Annotated in this window: 18 protein-coding genes; 14 read left to right on the top strand and 4 right to left on the bottom strand. The window is 59.4% G+C overall.

The features are described from left to right. Positions 1 to 24: 24 nt before the first annotated feature. Positions 25 to 594 carry an elongation factor P gene (gene efp, locus ASD32_RS10015; protein ID WP_060637888.1) on the top strand — a complete coding sequence of 190 codons (570 nt, stop codon included), beginning with the start codon at positions 25 to 27 and terminating at the stop codon, positions 592 to 594. A gap of 69 nt (positions 595 to 663) precedes the next feature. Here the strand turns inward: efp and ASD32_RS10010 are convergent, their stop codons facing one another. Then, positions 664 to 993 carry a hypothetical protein gene (locus ASD32_RS10010; protein ID WP_060637887.1) on the bottom strand — a complete coding sequence of 110 codons (330 nt, stop codon included), beginning with the start codon at positions 991 to 993 and terminating at the stop codon, positions 664 to 666. A gap of 36 nt (positions 994 to 1029) precedes the next feature. Next, positions 1030 to 1281: a GlsB/YeaQ/YmgE family stress response membrane protein gene (locus ASD32_RS10005; RefSeq protein WP_060637886.1), complete on the bottom strand. Its 252-nt coding sequence runs from the start codon at positions 1279 to 1281 to the stop codon at positions 1030 to 1032. Between the two features lie 258 nt (positions 1282 to 1539). On the opposite strand from ASD32_RS10005, the gene ASD32_RS10000 reads away from it, so the two are divergent. The 4 genes from ASD32_RS10000 (at position 1540) to ASD32_RS09985 (ending at position 5366) form a co-directional block, all read left to right on the top strand. Next, positions 1540 to 2385: an EamA family transporter gene (locus ASD32_RS10000; protein ID WP_060638147.1), complete on the top strand. Its 846-nt coding sequence runs from the start codon at positions 1540 to 1542 to the stop codon at positions 2383 to 2385. 84 nt (positions 2386 to 2469) lie between these two features. Further along, the gene (locus ASD32_RS09995; protein WP_060637885.1) at positions 2470 to 3711 is read left to right on the top strand and encodes a cyclopropane-fatty-acyl-phospholipid synthase family protein; all 1242 of its coding nucleotides are present in this window, start codon (positions 2470 to 2472) and stop codon (positions 3709 to 3711) included. Between the two features lie 137 nt (positions 3712 to 3848). Then, entirely contained in the window at positions 3849 to 4832 is a 984-nt protein-coding gene (mbfA, locus tag ASD32_RS09990) for an iron exporter MbfA (protein ID WP_060637884.1), read from the top strand. A 141-nt stretch (positions 4833 to 4973) separates the two neighbouring features. Continuing rightward, positions 4974 to 5366, top strand: coding sequence for a glyoxalase superfamily protein (locus ASD32_RS09985; protein WP_060637883.1), 393 nt, complete (start codon positions 4974 to 4976; stop codon positions 5364 to 5366). Positions 5367 to 5430: 64 nt separating this feature from the next. Here the strand turns inward: ASD32_RS09985 and ASD32_RS09980 are convergent, their stop codons facing one another. Together ASD32_RS09980 and ASD32_RS09975 are read right to left on the bottom strand one after the other, a co-directional pair. Next, positions 5431 to 6051, bottom strand: a complete 621-nt coding sequence (locus tag ASD32_RS09980) for a transglutaminase-like cysteine peptidase (protein ID WP_060637882.1) — start codon at positions 6049 to 6051, stop codon at positions 5431 to 5433. Positions 6052 to 6276: 225 nt separating this feature from the next. Further along, entirely contained in the window at positions 6277 to 7080 is an 804-nt protein-coding gene (locus ASD32_RS09975; protein ID WP_060637881.1) for an alpha/beta hydrolase, read from the bottom strand. A gap of 217 nt (positions 7081 to 7297) precedes the next feature. Between ASD32_RS09975 and infC the strand changes: the two genes are divergently transcribed. The 9 genes from infC (at position 7298) to ASD32_RS09930 (ending at position 15295) form a co-directional block, all read left to right on the top strand. Continuing rightward, a complete protein-coding gene (gene infC, locus ASD32_RS09970) occupies positions 7298 to 7834 on the top strand; it encodes a translation initiation factor IF-3 (protein ID WP_082546723.1) in 537 nt (178 codons plus the stop codon). 219 nt (positions 7835 to 8053) lie between these two features. Beyond that, on the top strand, positions 8054 to 8257 hold the full coding sequence (gene rpmI / locus ASD32_RS09965; RefSeq protein ID WP_018323613.1) for a 50S ribosomal protein L35: 204 nt from the start codon (positions 8054 to 8056) through the stop codon (positions 8255 to 8257). A 39-nt stretch (positions 8258 to 8296) separates the two neighbouring features. Continuing rightward, the gene (gene rplT, locus ASD32_RS09960; protein ID WP_060637879.1) at positions 8297 to 8701 is read left to right on the top strand and encodes a 50S ribosomal protein L20; all 405 of its coding nucleotides are present in this window, start codon (positions 8297 to 8299) and stop codon (positions 8699 to 8701) included. A 107-nt stretch (positions 8702 to 8808) separates the two neighbouring features. Next, positions 8809 to 9894, top strand: a complete 1086-nt coding sequence (pheS, locus tag ASD32_RS09955; protein ID WP_060637878.1) for a phenylalanine--tRNA ligase subunit alpha — start codon at positions 8809 to 8811, stop codon at positions 9892 to 9894. A gap of 4 nt (positions 9895 to 9898) precedes the next feature. After that, a complete protein-coding gene (locus tag ASD32_RS09950) occupies positions 9899 to 10135 on the top strand; it encodes a DUF4160 domain-containing protein (RefSeq protein WP_060637877.1) in 237 nt (78 codons plus the stop codon). After that, the gene (locus ASD32_RS09945; protein WP_244490147.1) at positions 10116 to 10391 is read left to right on the top strand and encodes a DUF2442 domain-containing protein; all 276 of its coding nucleotides are present in this window, start codon (positions 10116 to 10118) and stop codon (positions 10389 to 10391) included. Before ASD32_RS09950 ends, ASD32_RS09945 begins: the two co-directional genes overlap by 20 nt. A gap of 4 nt (positions 10392 to 10395) precedes the next feature. Then, positions 10396 to 10815 carry a GFA family protein gene (locus tag ASD32_RS09940; RefSeq protein ID WP_060637876.1) on the top strand — a complete coding sequence of 140 codons (420 nt, stop codon included), beginning with the start codon at positions 10396 to 10398 and terminating at the stop codon, positions 10813 to 10815. Beyond that, complete coding sequence (gene pheT / locus ASD32_RS09935) at positions 10812 to 13238, top strand: phenylalanine--tRNA ligase subunit beta (protein ID WP_060637875.1); 2427 nt, start codon at positions 10812 to 10814, stop codon at positions 13236 to 13238. Before ASD32_RS09940 ends, pheT begins: the two co-directional genes overlap by 4 nt. Positions 13239 to 14110: 872 nt before the next feature. Further along, on the top strand, positions 14111 to 15295 hold the full coding sequence (locus ASD32_RS09930; RefSeq protein WP_060637874.1) for a TCR/Tet family MFS transporter: 1185 nt from the start codon (positions 14111 to 14113) through the stop codon (positions 15293 to 15295). The last annotated feature ends 14 nt before the right edge of the window (positions 15296 to 15309 follow it).

The raw sequence follows: 15309 nt of genomic DNA, 5'->3' as shown, positions 1-15309 counted from the left end.
CAAGCTCAGTTACAAGGAAGACTTATGGTCAAGGTAATCGCCTCTTCGGTCCGCAAGGGCAACGTTCTCGAAGTGGACGGCAAGCTTTACGCCGTTCTCACCGCCCAGAACTTCCACCCCGGCAAGGGCACGCCCGTCACCCAGGTTGACATGCGCCGTATTTCCGATGGCGTGAAGGTTTCCGAACGTTGGCGGACCACCGAACAGGTCGAGCGCGCCTTTGTCGAAGATAGCGAGCACACGTTCCTCTACGAAGACGGCGAAGGCTATCACTTCATGAACCCGCAGACCTACGACCAGGTGGCCGTTTCGCCCGACGTTATCGGCGACGATAAGGCCTACCTGCAGGAAGGCATGATTGTTCAGCTAAAGATGTTTGAAGGTCTGGCGCTCGCCATGGAACTGCCGACCCGCATGACGCTCGAGATCGTCGAAACCGAACCGGTCGTCAAGGGCCAGACGGCGTCGTCTTCCTACAAGCCGGCGATCCTGTCGAACGGCGTGCGCACAATGGTTCCGCCGCATATCGGCGTCGGCACCCGCGTCGTCATCCTGACGGAAGACGCATCCTATGTGGAACGCGCCAAGGACTGATCCTGGCCATCCTGGAACGCAAACGGGCGCGGCTCTCAAAGCCGCGCCCGTTTGCGTTTAGTCAGGATTCTAGTGCTTCAGTTCAGGATAGGCGTCGGTCACATCTTCGCCATCGCCATGCGTGTCGTCATAGCCTTCCAGCGTTACCGACACGCTGTCACCGACGTCCAGCCCGCCTTCGCGGCGCACGGCGATGCGAGAGCCATTGTCGCGAACCAGTGTCGCCTCGCCGTTGAAACCCTGTTTCAACAGCCAATCGCGCGGCGCGTTGAGACGAATGCGAACCTGACGGCTGTCGTCGTCCTCGCGTGCTTCCACGAGCTCATAGGAAACCGGCTGCGAATTGCCGTTGATTTCCAGCTGGCCCTGGCCACTGCCTTCGGCTGCGAATGTCAGCATGATCGTCTCCTTGTTAGAATGCGCCGGTTTCAGTCTTTACCGGCGTACGGCACGGCCTACCGCAATGAGAATGCAGGCGCCGATAAAGCCGATGACCAGATAGGCGAGCCAACCGGTGAAACCCATGCCGGCAAAGGCGAGGATTGCATTGAGGACGACGGCGCCGATAATGCCCAAGATGATATTCATGAACAAACCCATATTGGATTTCATGAATTGTTCTGCCAGCCAGCCGGCAAAGCCACCGATGATGATTGCTGCGATCCAACCTACGCCGTTTACGTCCATGGTATTTTTCCCTCGTTTAACACACAGTTTCTGCTGCAACCTGTAACGGGCTGGCGGGCAATATGTTCCAAGGGCTCCATAAGCATGATCAAATACCCTTATATTAACCGCCACAAATATGAATTTGCCGCAACCGCCGGCATTCGGTAGAGCCAGTCAGGGGCGTGAGCGCCATTGCCTGTGGGAGGACGAGCCTTGGATCAGCGGACAAAAACACCAGTCCATGGCAGCGAAGGTGTCGTTGCGCCTGTCAACACGCTGCCTGCTGCCGGCACCGCAGCAGCACTCACCGGCGGCCTGATGTGTCTGTTGTCGATGTCGAGTGTCCAGTTCGGCTCGGCGCTGTCGGCACCGTCGATCGCTGCCTATGGGCCGTTCGGCACCACCTGGCTGCGCCTGGCCTGGGCTGCGGTTCTGCTGGCCTTGATCGTTCGCCCGCCGGTCCTTCGTTATTCGCGGGCGCAGTGGCAGATGGCGGGAATGCTGGGCGCCTGCATGGCCGGTATGACGCTGTGCTTTTTCACCGCCATCGAACGTATTCCGCTCGGTCTCGCCGTTGCCATCGATTTCCTCGGTCCGCTTGCGGTTGCCACTTTTGCCTTCGGGCTTGGCTGGCGGCTTGTCTGGCCGCTGATCGCCGGGGCCGGCGTGCTGCTTCTGGCGCATGATGGAAATGGCTGGATCGGCGATACGACCGGCATACTCTTTGCCTTTGGGGCTGCCACCGGCTGGGGGCTTTACATCATCCTGATGAAGAAGGCCGGGGACGCGTTTGAAGGCCTGCAGGGGCTCTCCATGTCGCTGATCGTTGCGGCCGTTGTCGCCACGCCGTTCGGGCTCATCGACCTGCCACGCATGACGACGGAAGGTGTCGTCACCATTGCCGGGCTCGCTCTCCTCGTGCCGCTGATCCCCTATGCGCTCGAAATGATCGCGCTGCGGCGGATGAGCACCTCATCTTTTGGCATCCTGATGAGCCTTGAACCGGCGCTCGGCGCGCTTGCGGGCTTTCTGGTGCTCAGCCAGCCGATGACCGCGCTGCAGATCGGTGGCACCGTTCTCGTCGTTGCCGCCAGCGCCGGAGCCACCGCCACAGGCCGCTGACAGGCCAGAATTAATGGCGCGCTTTTTACAAGCCGGGTGATAGAGTGCTGCTTTGCAAGCGTCGCTTTTTCCATCGAGGTGTGCATGTTTCCACTATCGCATATGATGAAAGCATTCATTCGCAAGGGCCAGCTGACCGTTATCGACGCCGATGGCAAACCACATGTTTTCAAGGGGGAGCCGGGCCCGGAGGTAACGATGCGGCTCACCGATCGCAAGCTTTACCGCAGCCTCGTATTCAATTCCGAACTGGCCGCCGGCGAGGCCTATATGGACGGCACGCTGCGCTTCGAAGACGGCTCGACACTGCGCGATTTCCTGACGCTGTTTTCGATCAACCGGCTGTCGCTCGGCTCCTATCCTATCCAGAAGGCTTTGCGCGCCATCAAGATGCGCTTTCGCAAGCGCCAGCAATCCAACGTCAAGGGCGAGGCCCAGCGCAACGTCGCCCATCACTACGATCTCGGTAACGAATTCTACAAGCTCTTCCTCGACAAGCACATGCTCTATTCCTGCGCCTATTTCCGCGAGCCAGACGAGACGCTGGAGCAGGCGCAGCGCAACAAGCTGCGGCTGCTGGCCGCAAAACTCTGCCTGCGGCCCGGCATGAAGGTGCTGGATATCGGCTGCGGCTGGGGGGATCTGGCGCTCTATCTCGCCCAGCTCGAAAATGTCGAGGTGCTGGGTGTCACACTCTCCAGGGAACAGCAGGCGCTGGCGACGCAGCGCGCCAAGGATGCGGGCCTTGAGGGCCGCGTCCGTTTCGAGCTGCGCGACTACCGCGAGGTCAATGAGACCTTCGACCGCATCGTCTCAGTCGGCATGTTCGAGCATGTCGGCGTCAGCCATTACGACGAATATTTCAAGAAGCTGAATGCACTGATGCCCGACGACGGCATCGCGGTGCTGCATTCCATCGGCCATATGAGCCCGCCCGGCATGGCCAGCGCCTGGCTGCGCAAATATATCTTCCCCGGCGCCTATTCGCCCGCCCTCTCCGAAGTATTCGAAGTGGTGGAGCGCAACAGCCTGTGGGTCAGCGATCTGGAATTCCTGCGCGTTCACTATGCAACGACGCTCAAGCACTGGGTCGAGCGCTTCGACAAGAACCGCGACAAGGTGGTTGAACTCTACGACGAGCGCTTTGCCCGCATGTGGGAATTCTATTTGGTGAGCTGCGAAACGATGTTCCGCACCGGCAGCCAGCTGGTTTTTCACATGCAGCTGTCCCGTTCGCGCGATGCCGCACCGATCGTACGCGATTACATTACCGACCGGCAAAAAGCCTATATCGTGCGCGAGCAGACGCTGAACATCACTCTCTAAGCGGCTGGCCGCCGTGCCATTCTTATCCTTCTGTTCCCAGGGGAATTTTATCCTGCAGCCTAACTCGGCGCCGGGGCTTGACCTTCACATGATGCAGCCCTAAATTTAGAATTATTCTAAACTAGGTCGCTTACATCATGTTTTCCCGCCTGCTGCCGCGCTCCAAGCGCACATTGTCCTCGCTGTCCGAACAGGAGGTTCTGGCCCTCGCCATTTCCTCTGAAGAGGACGATGCCCGCATCTACTTTGCCTATGCCGATGCGCTGAGGGACAAATATCCGGATTCCGCCAAGGTTTTCGATGATATGGGCGAGGTGGAAAACACCCACAAGACCATGCTGATCGACATGCATCGCCGCCGTTTCGGGGAGCGGATTCCGCTGATCCGGCGCGAGCATGTCAGCGGCTTTCTCACCCGCAAACCCGACTGGCTGCGCCACAACCAATCGCTCGATGCCATGCGCGGCGAGGCCGAAGCGATGGAAACACAGGCCTATAATTTCTATGTGGAGGCAGCGAAAAACACGTCCGACGCGGCGACCCGGCAATTGCTGGGAGACCTCGCTCTTGCCGAACAGGGCCATGAAGACATTGCCCGCATGCTGACGGACAAGCATGTGCCGGAGAGCGCGCGCAAGACCGAGGATGAAACCGCCCATCGCCAGTTCCTGTTGACCTACGTGCAGCCGGGCCTTGCCGGGCTGATGGATGGCTCGGTTTCCACGCTCGCGCCGATCTTTGCCGCCGCCTTCGCCACGCAGGACACCTGGCAGACGTTCCTGGTCGGCCTGTCCGCCTCGGTCGGTGCGGGCATATCCATGGGCTTTACCGAAGCCGCCCATGACGACGGCAAGCTCTCGGGCCGGGGCTCGCCGCTCAAGCGCGGCCTTGCCTGCGGCATCATGACGACGCTCGGCGGTCTTGGCCACGCCCTGCCCTATCTCATCCCGCATTTCTGGACGGCGACCATCACCGCCGCCATCATCGTCTTCTTCGAACTCTGGGTCATCGCCTTCATCCAGAACAAATATATGGAAACGCCGTTTTTACGCGCGGCATTCCAGGTGGTGCTGGGTGGCGGACTGGTGCTGGCGGCAGGTATCCTGATCGGCAATGCATGACCGGGCGCTTTGCCATTGAGGATTTTCCTGCTAAAGCCGATCGGGCGTGAGCACCGTCTCATCAATCGAAAAAAGGAGTACGGTTCTGACGCGGCACCGCCCGCCTTGGCCCCGGAATTCTCCCAAATCTGAGGTGAAGCGATGGATGACATCGCCGATCACGGCATTCGCTTCGGGCGAATTGCCGCCATGCTCCCGGTCAAGGACATGGGCAAGGCCCACGACTTCTATGTCAACGTCTTCGGTTTCCGGAAAACCTTCGAAAACGGCAATCCGGTCGGCTTCATGATCCTTGCACGGGATCAGGCCGAACTGCACCTGACCCTGCAGCCGGATCACAAGGCTGCAGCCTTCAATGTGGCCCATATGATGGTGGGGGATGTCGATGCCCTGCATGCAATTTGCCAAGGCCAGGGGCTACGCATCATCAAAAGCCTGCAGGACAAGGATTATGGCCTTCGGGCCTTCGTCTTTGAGGATCCCGATGGCAACCGGATCGATGTCGGCCAGGTCCTGCCGGTGAAGACAGCCTGATCAAATAAAGAAGGGCGCGCCCGGATCCGGTCGCGCCCTTTTCAAATTCAGAATTTCGTGAATGTCAGTTTCCGACCGAGCCGACCAGGACTTCCGCACCGTTTTCGATCGTCACCCAGCGGCCCGTGTTGAACGATGCCTGGCGCTTAAGGAAGCGATAGGGTGTCTTGCTCCAGATCTTTACGTCATTGTCGAGATTGTCGAGGATGAAGTCGCCCTGTGCGGTGCGCACGGTGAGAACGGCATGGCCTTCGCCATCCGGCTTGCGCACGACGGTGATCAACAGGTCGGCCGGAGAAAAACCTTTTTCCAGCAGGCGTTTGCGCTTCAAGAGAACATAGTCTTCGCAATCGCCGGCACCCTCCGGATAGGCCCAGACCTCGTCCTTGCCGTAAAGGTCCATGTCGGTCATCGGGGTGACTTCATTGTTCACGGCGAGATTGACCTGGCGGATGACCGACCAGCCGAAATCGGTGACGCGCGGGGCGACCGTCGATTTGGTCTTGATCTCGCATTCCGGACGGTGGGACTGGCAGAACTCGTAATGGCCGATAGGCTGCGAGGTGATGGCGCCCGTCTGCATCGACAGGGCGGTTGCCGACGGCGCCGGGATTGCGGCGCCTGCTGAAACGAAAACTGCCGCGAATGCCACGACCATTTTCCGGATGCCCATCAACTGCGCCATGCAAGTCCCCTGTGGCGCGGTTTTCTTCAAAACCATGTCTGAAGAATCCCCGCGAAGCTTGAAAACCGTGGTCAGCTTTCGCGGAGATACCCCGCCGCGCGCCGCTCTAATCGTTAACAAAGAGTTAACAGCGCGGCCGAAACGAAGTCAATCTGCAGATTTGGGGATCGCCGGATATGGTTAAAATGCCCGGCAATCCCTTTGGCACAAGGGGTATTGCGGTTTTCAGCCAGCCGCCATGGCGTCCACGGCAGCTAAAATCCGTGCGATATCCTCCGGCCGCGACAGCCGATGATCCCCATCGCGGATGAGCGTCATGACCACATCGTCCGATGGCAGATGCTCCATCAGCTTCAGGGCATGCGCATAGGGCACATCGGGATCCTGCATGCCCTGCAGGATATGCACGGGGCAGCCGGTTTCGATAATGCCGGTCAGCACCCGGTTCTGCCGCCCGTCCTCGATCAGCCGCGCGGTGAAGATGTTCGGATCCGGGCCATAGGGTGTGGGCTCTTCGAAATAGCCGCGCTCGGACAGCGAGGCGCGTTCGGCATCCGAAAGATTGGGCTCGATGAGGTCGCTGGTGAAATCCGGGGCCGGCGCGATCAGAACGAGACCGGCGACTGTCTCGCCCTGCCCGCGGGCGCGCAACTCGGCAATCAGCCGGAGCGCCACCCAGCACCCCATCGACGAGCCGACCAGAACCATGCGTTCCGGTGCGGCATGATCGATGACGGCCAGACTTTCCTCCAGCCACCTTGAAATCGTGCCGTCGGCAAAGGCACCGCCGGAAGCGCCATGGCCGGAATAATCAAAGCGGATGCATGCGGCGCCGGCCGCCGCCGCGTGACGCTCCAGCTCCACCGCCTTGGTGCCGGTCATGTCCGAGCGATAACCGCCGAGCCAGACCAGGGTGGGCAGGCTGTTTCCGCTTTTTGCCTTGAGGACGCGCATGGCAATGCGGCGCGATTCGGGACCGTGACCAACCTCGAGCATGTCCGGATCCGTATTCGACAGTGGCAATGACATGCTGTTTTCCTTGTTTTAAAGCGCTTTCCGCCGATTTTCTTTCTAAAACAGATTCTTCGAATGCCTGACAGGTGGTGATTTTCGTGAAGACCTGTGTTATTGACTTTTCCGCAGCAATTTACACATGAAGACCAAGCGGCAGTTGGACGGCATTTTTGCCGGGACAAAGCGCTATTATCCGACATTGCATTCGTAACAGCTCGAGGAGAGTACGACCATTCGCAGACCGTTCAAAACGGACGCCCCAGTCAAAGACGGGCCCCGCTCTAACAAGGAAATCCGGTCCCTCCGGGTTCAGCTCATCGACGCCGAAGGTGTAAACCACGGTAGTGTTCCCACAGATCAGGCGCTCCGCATGGCGGAAGAACTGGGTCTTGACCTCGTCGAGATCTCGCCGAACGCGGAACCGCCGGTGTGCAAGATCCTTGATCTGGGCAAACTGAAATACGCGACGCAGAAGAAAGCCGCCGAAGCGCGCAAGAAGCAGAAGATCATCGAGATCAAAGAGATCAAGATGCGTCCGAACATCGATACGCATGACTATGACGTCAAGATGCGCGCGATGAACCGCTTCTTCGAAGAGGGCGACAAGGTCAAGGTGACCCTGAAATTCCGCGGTCGCGAAATGGCACACCAGGAGCTGGGCATGAAACTGCTCCTCCAGGTGAAGGAAGACACCACGGCAATCGCCAAGGTCGAAGCCGAGCCGAAGCTGGAAGGCCGTCAGATGATGATGGTTCTGGCTCCAAGGTAACCGCCCCTCCAGGGCCGCACCTGATGAAAGCCGCCGCAATGGCGGCTTTTTCATTTTGACGGCGGGCAACGGGAATTATCCTAAGTCCCATTGCACTTTGCGGGCGCTTCGGTTACAAGCCCCCGTCCGAACGGTCCGGCAGGGCATGCCGTGGCCGTTCTTTACGCTGGAGACGACCTCGTCAGTCGATCTCAAAACCAAGAAGAATGGAGTAGCAAAATGCCCAAGATGAAGACGAAATCCTCGGCCAAGAAGCGGTTCAAGATCACCGCGACCGGCAAGGTGATGGCAGCTGCCGCAGGCAAGCGCCATGGCATGATCAAGCGGTCCAACAAGTTCATTCGCGATGCACGCGGCACCATGGTGCTTGCAGAGCCTGATGGCAAGAAGGTCATCAAGAACTACCTGCCCAACGGTCTCTAAGACGTCTGGCACTTTTGGATTTTTTAAGGAGATCATGACATGGCACGTGTAAAACGCGGCGTAACTTCCCACGCCAAGCATAAGAAGACACTCAAGGCAGCCAAGGGCTTCTACGGCCGCCGCAAGAATACCATCCGCGCAGCCAAGGCTGCCGTGGATCGCTCGAAGGCTTTTGCCTATCGCGACCGCAAGGTCAACAAGCGCAACTTCCGCGCTCTCTGGATCCAGCGCATCAACGCTGCCGTTCGCGAACATGGCCTGACATATGGCCGTTTCATCGACGGTCTGTCGAAGGCTGGCATCGAAGTCGACCGCAAGGTTCTCTCCGACATGGCAATCCATGAGCCTGAAGCATTCGGCGCGCTGATCGGCGCTGCCAAGAAGGCGCTTGAATACCTCAAGGACGCAGGCACCACCAACGAGTTTGAAAGCGCGGTTCGTTAAAACCAGCGCTTCCCAAGCCTTTTGGATATGAATTGGGAAACCCGCGCTGGCACGGCTGGCGCGGGTTTTTCTTTGACCGATCACGGCAATGAACCGGGAAATGAACGATGTCCGATCTGGAAACACTGAAAGACAATCTACTGGCCGAAGTGACCGCTGCCGGTGATGAGGCGGCGATCGAGGCCGTGCGCGTCAACGCACTCGGCAAGAAGGGCTCGATCTCCGAACTCTTGAAGACGCTCGGCACGATGACGCCGGAAGAGCGCCAGACGCGCGGTGCTGCGATCAATGCGCTGAAGACCGATATTTTTGCCGCCATCACCGCCCGCAAGTCCGATTTGAAGGACGCTGCGATTGCCGAGCGCCTGGCCCGCGAGACCGTCGATATCTCGCTGCCGGTGCGCTCCTCGCCGGCCGAGCGCGGCCGCATCCACCCGATCAGCCAGATCATCGACGAGATCACCGCGATCTTCGCCGACATGGGGTTCTCGATCGCCGAAGGTCCCGATATCGAGACCGACCATTACAATTTCACCGCGCTGAACTTTCCCGAAGGTCACCCGGCCCGCGAGATGCACGACACGTTCTTCTTCAATCCGGACGCAAACGGCGAGCGCAAGGTCCTGCGCACCCATACATCGCCGGTGCAGATCCGCACGATGGAAGCCTCGAGCCCGCCGATCCGCATTATCATTCCCGGCAAGACCTACCGCCAGGACAGCGACGCGACGCATTCGCCGATGTTCCATCAGGTCGAAGGCCTCGTTGTCGATACCAAGTCAAACGTCGCCAACATGCGCTGGATCCTCGAAGAGTTCTGCAAGACCTTCTTCGAGGTCGATGACGTGACGATGCGGTTTCGCCCGTCCTTCTTCCCGTTCACCGAGCCGTCCTTTGAGGTCGATATCCAGTGCGACCGCTCCTCCGGCCCGATCGTCAAGTTCGGCGAGGGCACCGACTGGATGGAAATCCTCGGCTGCGGCATGGTGCATCCGAACGTTCTGCGCGCCGGCGGGCTTGATCCCGATGTCTATCAGGGCTTTGCCTGGGGCATGGGTCTCGACCGTATCGCCATGCTGAAATATGGCATGCCCGATTTGCGCAACTTCTTCGATGCCGACGTCCGCTGGATGAGCCATTACGGTTTCCGCCCGCTCGACATGCCGACGCTGTTTGGCGGGTTGAGCGCTTAGCGACATGCCGACCCTGCTGATTTGGCATGGCTACAAGTTCCGCTTCTATGCTTTGGACATCGGCGAGCCGCCGCACGTTCATATCGTTAAGGACGGAAAGTCCCTGAAGATCTGGCTGAAGAGTTTGGATGTGGCGCAGAACAAGGGATATACTGACCAGGAAATCGCACGGTTGCTTAAAGTAGCCTTGCAACATCGTGATGAATGGATAGGTGCCTGGAATGAATTCTTTGGCCTTTGAAACCGATGAAATGCGGCCGGTACGGGCCTGGTGTTCGGATGGCGAAGTTCATGTCGCGCTCGCCGACGGCCGTGTCATTGCAACGCCTCTTTGGTGGTATCCCTTCCTTTCGAAGCTCAACGACAGCGAGTTAAATGACATCGAGTTGATGTACGAAGGCATCTGGTGGACTGCGGTCGATGAGGGTATTTCGGTGAAAAGCATGTTTCTTGGCATCAAAGCTCCCGGCGCTGTGGCCCCAGAAAAGGCAGCATGAAGCAATGACCCTTCACACAGGCGGATGCCGCTGCGGAGCCATTCGATTCCAGGCCAGCGCAGATCCCTTTTACACCAGCTATTGCCATTGCGGCGATTGCCGGCGGGCAAGTGGTGCGCCGGTTGTCGCCTTTGTCGGTTTCTACAGCGATGACGTCACCTTCGCAGGTGAAGACGCATCGACCTATGGCGAGGCCCCCGTCACGCGCAGTTTTTGCGGCACCTGCGGCGCGCCACTTGCCTATAAGGACGCGCGTCTCGGCGACCAGATCTTCATGATGCTCGGGGCCATGGATGCCCCGGAAAACTATCCGCCGACCGTGCATGGCTACGTGCGCGAGGAACTGCCATTTTTTCATCTCGACGACGGTCTGCCCCGCATGGAGACCAATACTGTGCCGAGACCCGAAGGAGCAACTCAATGAAATTCACACTCTCCTGGCTGAAAGATCATCTGGAAACGGATGCCACCCTCGAACAGATCTGCGCGCGCCTGACGGCGATCGGGCTTGAGGTCGAGGAGGTCGATGACAAGGCCGCGTTCAAGCCTTTCGTGATCGCCAAGGTCGTCTCGGCGGAAAAACATCCGCAGGCTGACAAGCTGAGAGTGCTGATGGTCGATACCGGTGCGGGCGACCCGATCCAGGTCGTCTGCGGCGCGCCGAATGCACGCGCTGGCCTGATCGGTGCCTTTGCCGCTCCCGGCGCCTATGTTCCCGGCATCGACGTGACGCTCGCCGTCGGCACAATCCGTGGCGTCGAGAGCCGTGGCATGATGTGTTCGGAAAAAGAACTGCAGATGTCGGATAGCCATGACGGCATCATCGACCTGCCGGACGACGCCCCGGTTGGAACCAGCTTTGCCGCCTATGCCGGGCTTGACGATCCGATGATCGAGATCAACCTGACGCCGAACCGTCCGGACTGCACCTCGATCTACGGTATTGCCCGCGATCTCGCCGCCTCCGGCCTCGGCACGCTGAAAGCGCCTGTTGCACCATCCTTCAATGTCGACGGCGAGACGCCGGCCAAGGTCCGGCTCGATCTCGGCGCAGACAGTCATCTCTGCCCGGGCTTTGCGCTGCGCCTCGTGCGCGGCGTCAAGAATGGCCCGAGCCCGAAATGGATGCAGCAGCGTCTGCTTGCCATCGGCCTTCGCCCGATCAATGCCCTGGTCGATGTCACCAACTATATGACTTTCGACCAGGGCCGGCCGCTGCATGTCTTCGATGCCGCCAAGGTCAAGGGCGATCTCACGGTTCGCCGTGCGGTCGAAGGCGAAAAGGTTCTGGCGCTCGATACGCGCGAATATACGCTTTCGCCGGCTAACGTGGTGATTGCCGATGAAAACGGCATCGAGTCGATCGGCGGCATTATGGGCGGCGAGCATTCCGGCTGTGACGAGAACACCACCGATGTTCTCATCGAATCCGCGCTCTGGGACCCGATGAACATTGCCAAGAGCGGCCGTGCATTGGGTATCATTACCGATGCGCGCTACCGCTTCGAGCGCGGCGTCGATCCTGAATATATGGTTCCCGGCCTCGAACGCGCCACCCAGCTGGTCCTCGACATCTGCGGTGGCACGGCCGCCAAGACCGATGTTGTCGGCTATGCCGGCTACACGGCCAAGATCGTCGATTTCCCGGTTTCCGAAGTGAAGCGCCTGACGGGTCTTGAGGTCAGCGCGGAAGAGAGCATCGCGATCCTCAATGGTCTCGGCTTTAGCGTTGCAGGCTCGGGTGAACGCGTTGCGGTCTCCGTGCCCTCCTGGCGTCCGGATGTCGATGGCAAGGCGGATCTGGTGGAAGAAGTCATGCGCATCCATGGCGTCGACAATATCAAGCCGGAGCCGATCGAAAGCCTCGGCGCGGTCAACGGCAAGATCCTGACGACGCTGCAGATCCGCACCCGGCTTGCCAAGCGGGCGCTGGCCGCGCGCGGCATGCTCGAAGCCGTCACCTGGTCGTTCATCTCCAAGGCGCAGGCCGAGCTGTTCGGCGGTGGCGCCGCAAGCCTGTCGCTGGCCAACCCCATTGCCGCCGATATGTCCGACATGCGGCCGTCGTTGCTGCCGGGCCTCTTGACCGCTGTCCAGCGCAATGCCGACAAGGGCTTTGGCGACGTGGCGATCTTCGAGGTCTCCGGTATTTATGAGAACGACACCCCGGCCGGACAGCGGCGGGTTGCCGGCGGTATCCGCCGTGGCACGGCCGCGCTTGCGGGCGCTGGCCGCTCCTGGTCGAATGCCGTAAAGGGCGGCGGCAAGCCGGTTGATGTTTTCGACGCCAAGGCCGATGCCATCGCGGTTCTGGAAGCCTGCGGCGTGCCGATGGGCAATGTCCAGTTCGAGGCCGGCGGCCCGTCCTGGTATCATCCCGGCCGTTCCGGCACGATCAAGCTCGGCCCGAAAATCGTTCTCGGTCATTTCGGCGAGTTCCATCCCAAGGTGCTGGAAGCGCTCGACGTTTCCGGCGCGCTTTGCGGCTTCGAAGTCTATGTCGACGCCATGCCCGAGCCAAAGAAGAAGGCCACCCGCACCAAGCCGGCGCTGGAGCTTTCGCCCTTCCAGGCCGTCAAGCGCGATTTCGCTTTCGTGGTGAACAAGTCGGTCGAAGCGGGCGCGATCCTGAAGGCTGCATCGAGCGCCGACCGCAAGCTCGTCACCGGCGTCAACGTCTTCGATATTTTCGAAGGCGCATCGGTGGGCGAAGGCAAGAAATCCGTTGCCATCGAAGTCGTCATCCAGCCGGCCGAGCGCACGCTGACCGACGAGGATTTTGACGCTCTAACGGCCAAGATCATTGCCAATGTGACGAAGAACACCGGCGGTGTTCTGCGGGCTTGAGTATCAACATATTGATAGGGGCGGATTTTGCCCCTATCAAATTCCGGTCACGGTGAGCTACCGTGTTTGTAGCGATGAATTCAAGGACAAGTCGGGTTGTTCTACAGGCTGACACGAAACAGAGAAACACATAATGGGGGTTGAGGAAGCCACCCCAAGTGTATCGCGCGGTCTTTTTAGAGTTGGGACCTTCCTCGCGTTTGTCGCTTTCGTATCGTATTTTCTATGGGACATGTACAGCGAGAGCGCTGCACTCAGGCGTCTGGCGGATACAGCTAAAAACTTTCCCTATACAGAAAGGTGCGACGCCGATGGCAACTGGATTGCCACCGGACCACCTAACTGCGTTGATCTCAATGGGTATCTTTTCGTCTACGGTCCTGTCAGCAGGGCTTTTCGTAGGGCGTGTTCCGGGAAAGCAGCAACGACGCTTTTATTCGAAAAAAACAAGGTGGCTAGAACCGAAATCATTAGCGTTCAAAGGTCGTTGCAATTTAAAGCACGAACCGGTGTGAATCCGCCATGTTGATCGCCTAAGAAGACGATAGCCGTTCCGAAGGGCGGCTTTTACGCAAAATGCAACGAGACGCTTGGCACCTCTTTGCCACCACCAAAAACCGACTTGCCGCGCGCAATCGTCCGATGTAAATAACATCCATCGCGAAAAGCGACCGCCTCCCTTGAGCCGCCCATTGGCGGAGTAAACAGGTGGACGAATTGTCGTCCAGGTGGTCAAGCACACGCCATCCCTGCGCATTTCGGCGGGATCGGCCAGCGTTTCCTTGAAACCACATGCCTGACCTCCGTCAGGCCCCATCGCAGGTCATCGGCGTCTTTTTGCGCCCGCATGCCTGCGTCGATCGGATCGCGCCATGAACAGGCCTCTCTTTGTCATATTTACCGCCATTGTGCTGGATGCCGTCGGCATCGGGCTCATCTTTCCCATTCTGCCCACGCTCCTGCAGGACGTGGCCCATACCCAGAATGTCGCGCCTTATATCGGCACGATGACGGCGCTTTATGCCGTCATGCAGTTCATCTTTGCACCGGTTCTCGGTGCGCTCAGCGACCGGCTGGGCCGCCGGCCCGTGCTCCTGATTTCGCTTGGCGGCGCCGCCGTCAACTATCTCTTCCTTGCCTTCGCTTCCAACCTCTGGATGCTTTTCATCGGCCGCGCCATTGCCGGCCTGACGAGCGCCAATATTGCCGTGGCGATGGCCTATATCACCGACATCTCCCGCGAAGACCAACGCGCCCGCCGCTTCGGCCTGTTCAATGCCATGTTCGGCATCGGCTTCATCATCGGGCCCGTCCTTGGTGGTGTGCTCGGTGAGCATTGGCTGCGGCTGCCTTTCATTGCAGCCGCATTGTTGAACGGCTGCAATCTTCTGCTGGCATTTTTCGTGCTGCCGGAATCGCGCATGCCCTCCAGAGAGAAAATTAATCTCAGTGCGCTCAATCCGCTGCGGCCGCTGCGCTGGGTGTTTTCGATGAAGAGCGTGCTGCCGGTCATCCTCATCTTTTTCATCTTCAGCGCCACCGGCGAGGCCTATGGCACCTGCTGGGCGCTCTGGGGAAGCGACACTTTTCACTGGAACGGCTTGTGGATCGGCCTTTCGCTCGGCGCCTTCGGTGTCTGCCAGACGCTTGCGCAGGCATTCCTTCCCGGCCCCGCCGTGAAGCTGCTCGGCGAGCGGGCAGCTATTCTGACCGGTGTCGCCGGGACCTGTATCGCGCTCATCGTCATGGCGTTTGCGACGCAGAGCTGGATGATCTTCGCGATCATGCCGATCTTCGCGCTGGGTGGTATCGGCGTGCCGGCGCTGCAGTCTCTCGCCACCCGTCAGGTGGACGAGAGCAGCCAAGGGCAATTTCAAGGCGTGCTGGCATCTGTTGTCAGCCTTGCCTCGATCGTTGCGCCGCTGGCTTTCTCAAGCTTCTATTTCGTCTTCAGGCAGGAATGGCCCGGCGCGATCTGGCTATCGGTCGTCGCCATCTACGCGCTCGGCGTGCCACTGGTGCTTGGCCTGCGGTTGAAGACACCGGTGGTGGCGTAGGCGGCCCCCGCTCA

Source organism: Rhizobium sp. Root483D2 (assembly GCF_001426685.1).
Lineage (GTDB): Bacteria > Pseudomonadota > Alphaproteobacteria > Rhizobiales > Rhizobiaceae > Pararhizobium > Pararhizobium qamdonense.
Note: the sequence above shows the minus strand (reverse complement) of the source record. Positions and strands in the feature narration are given on the sequence as shown.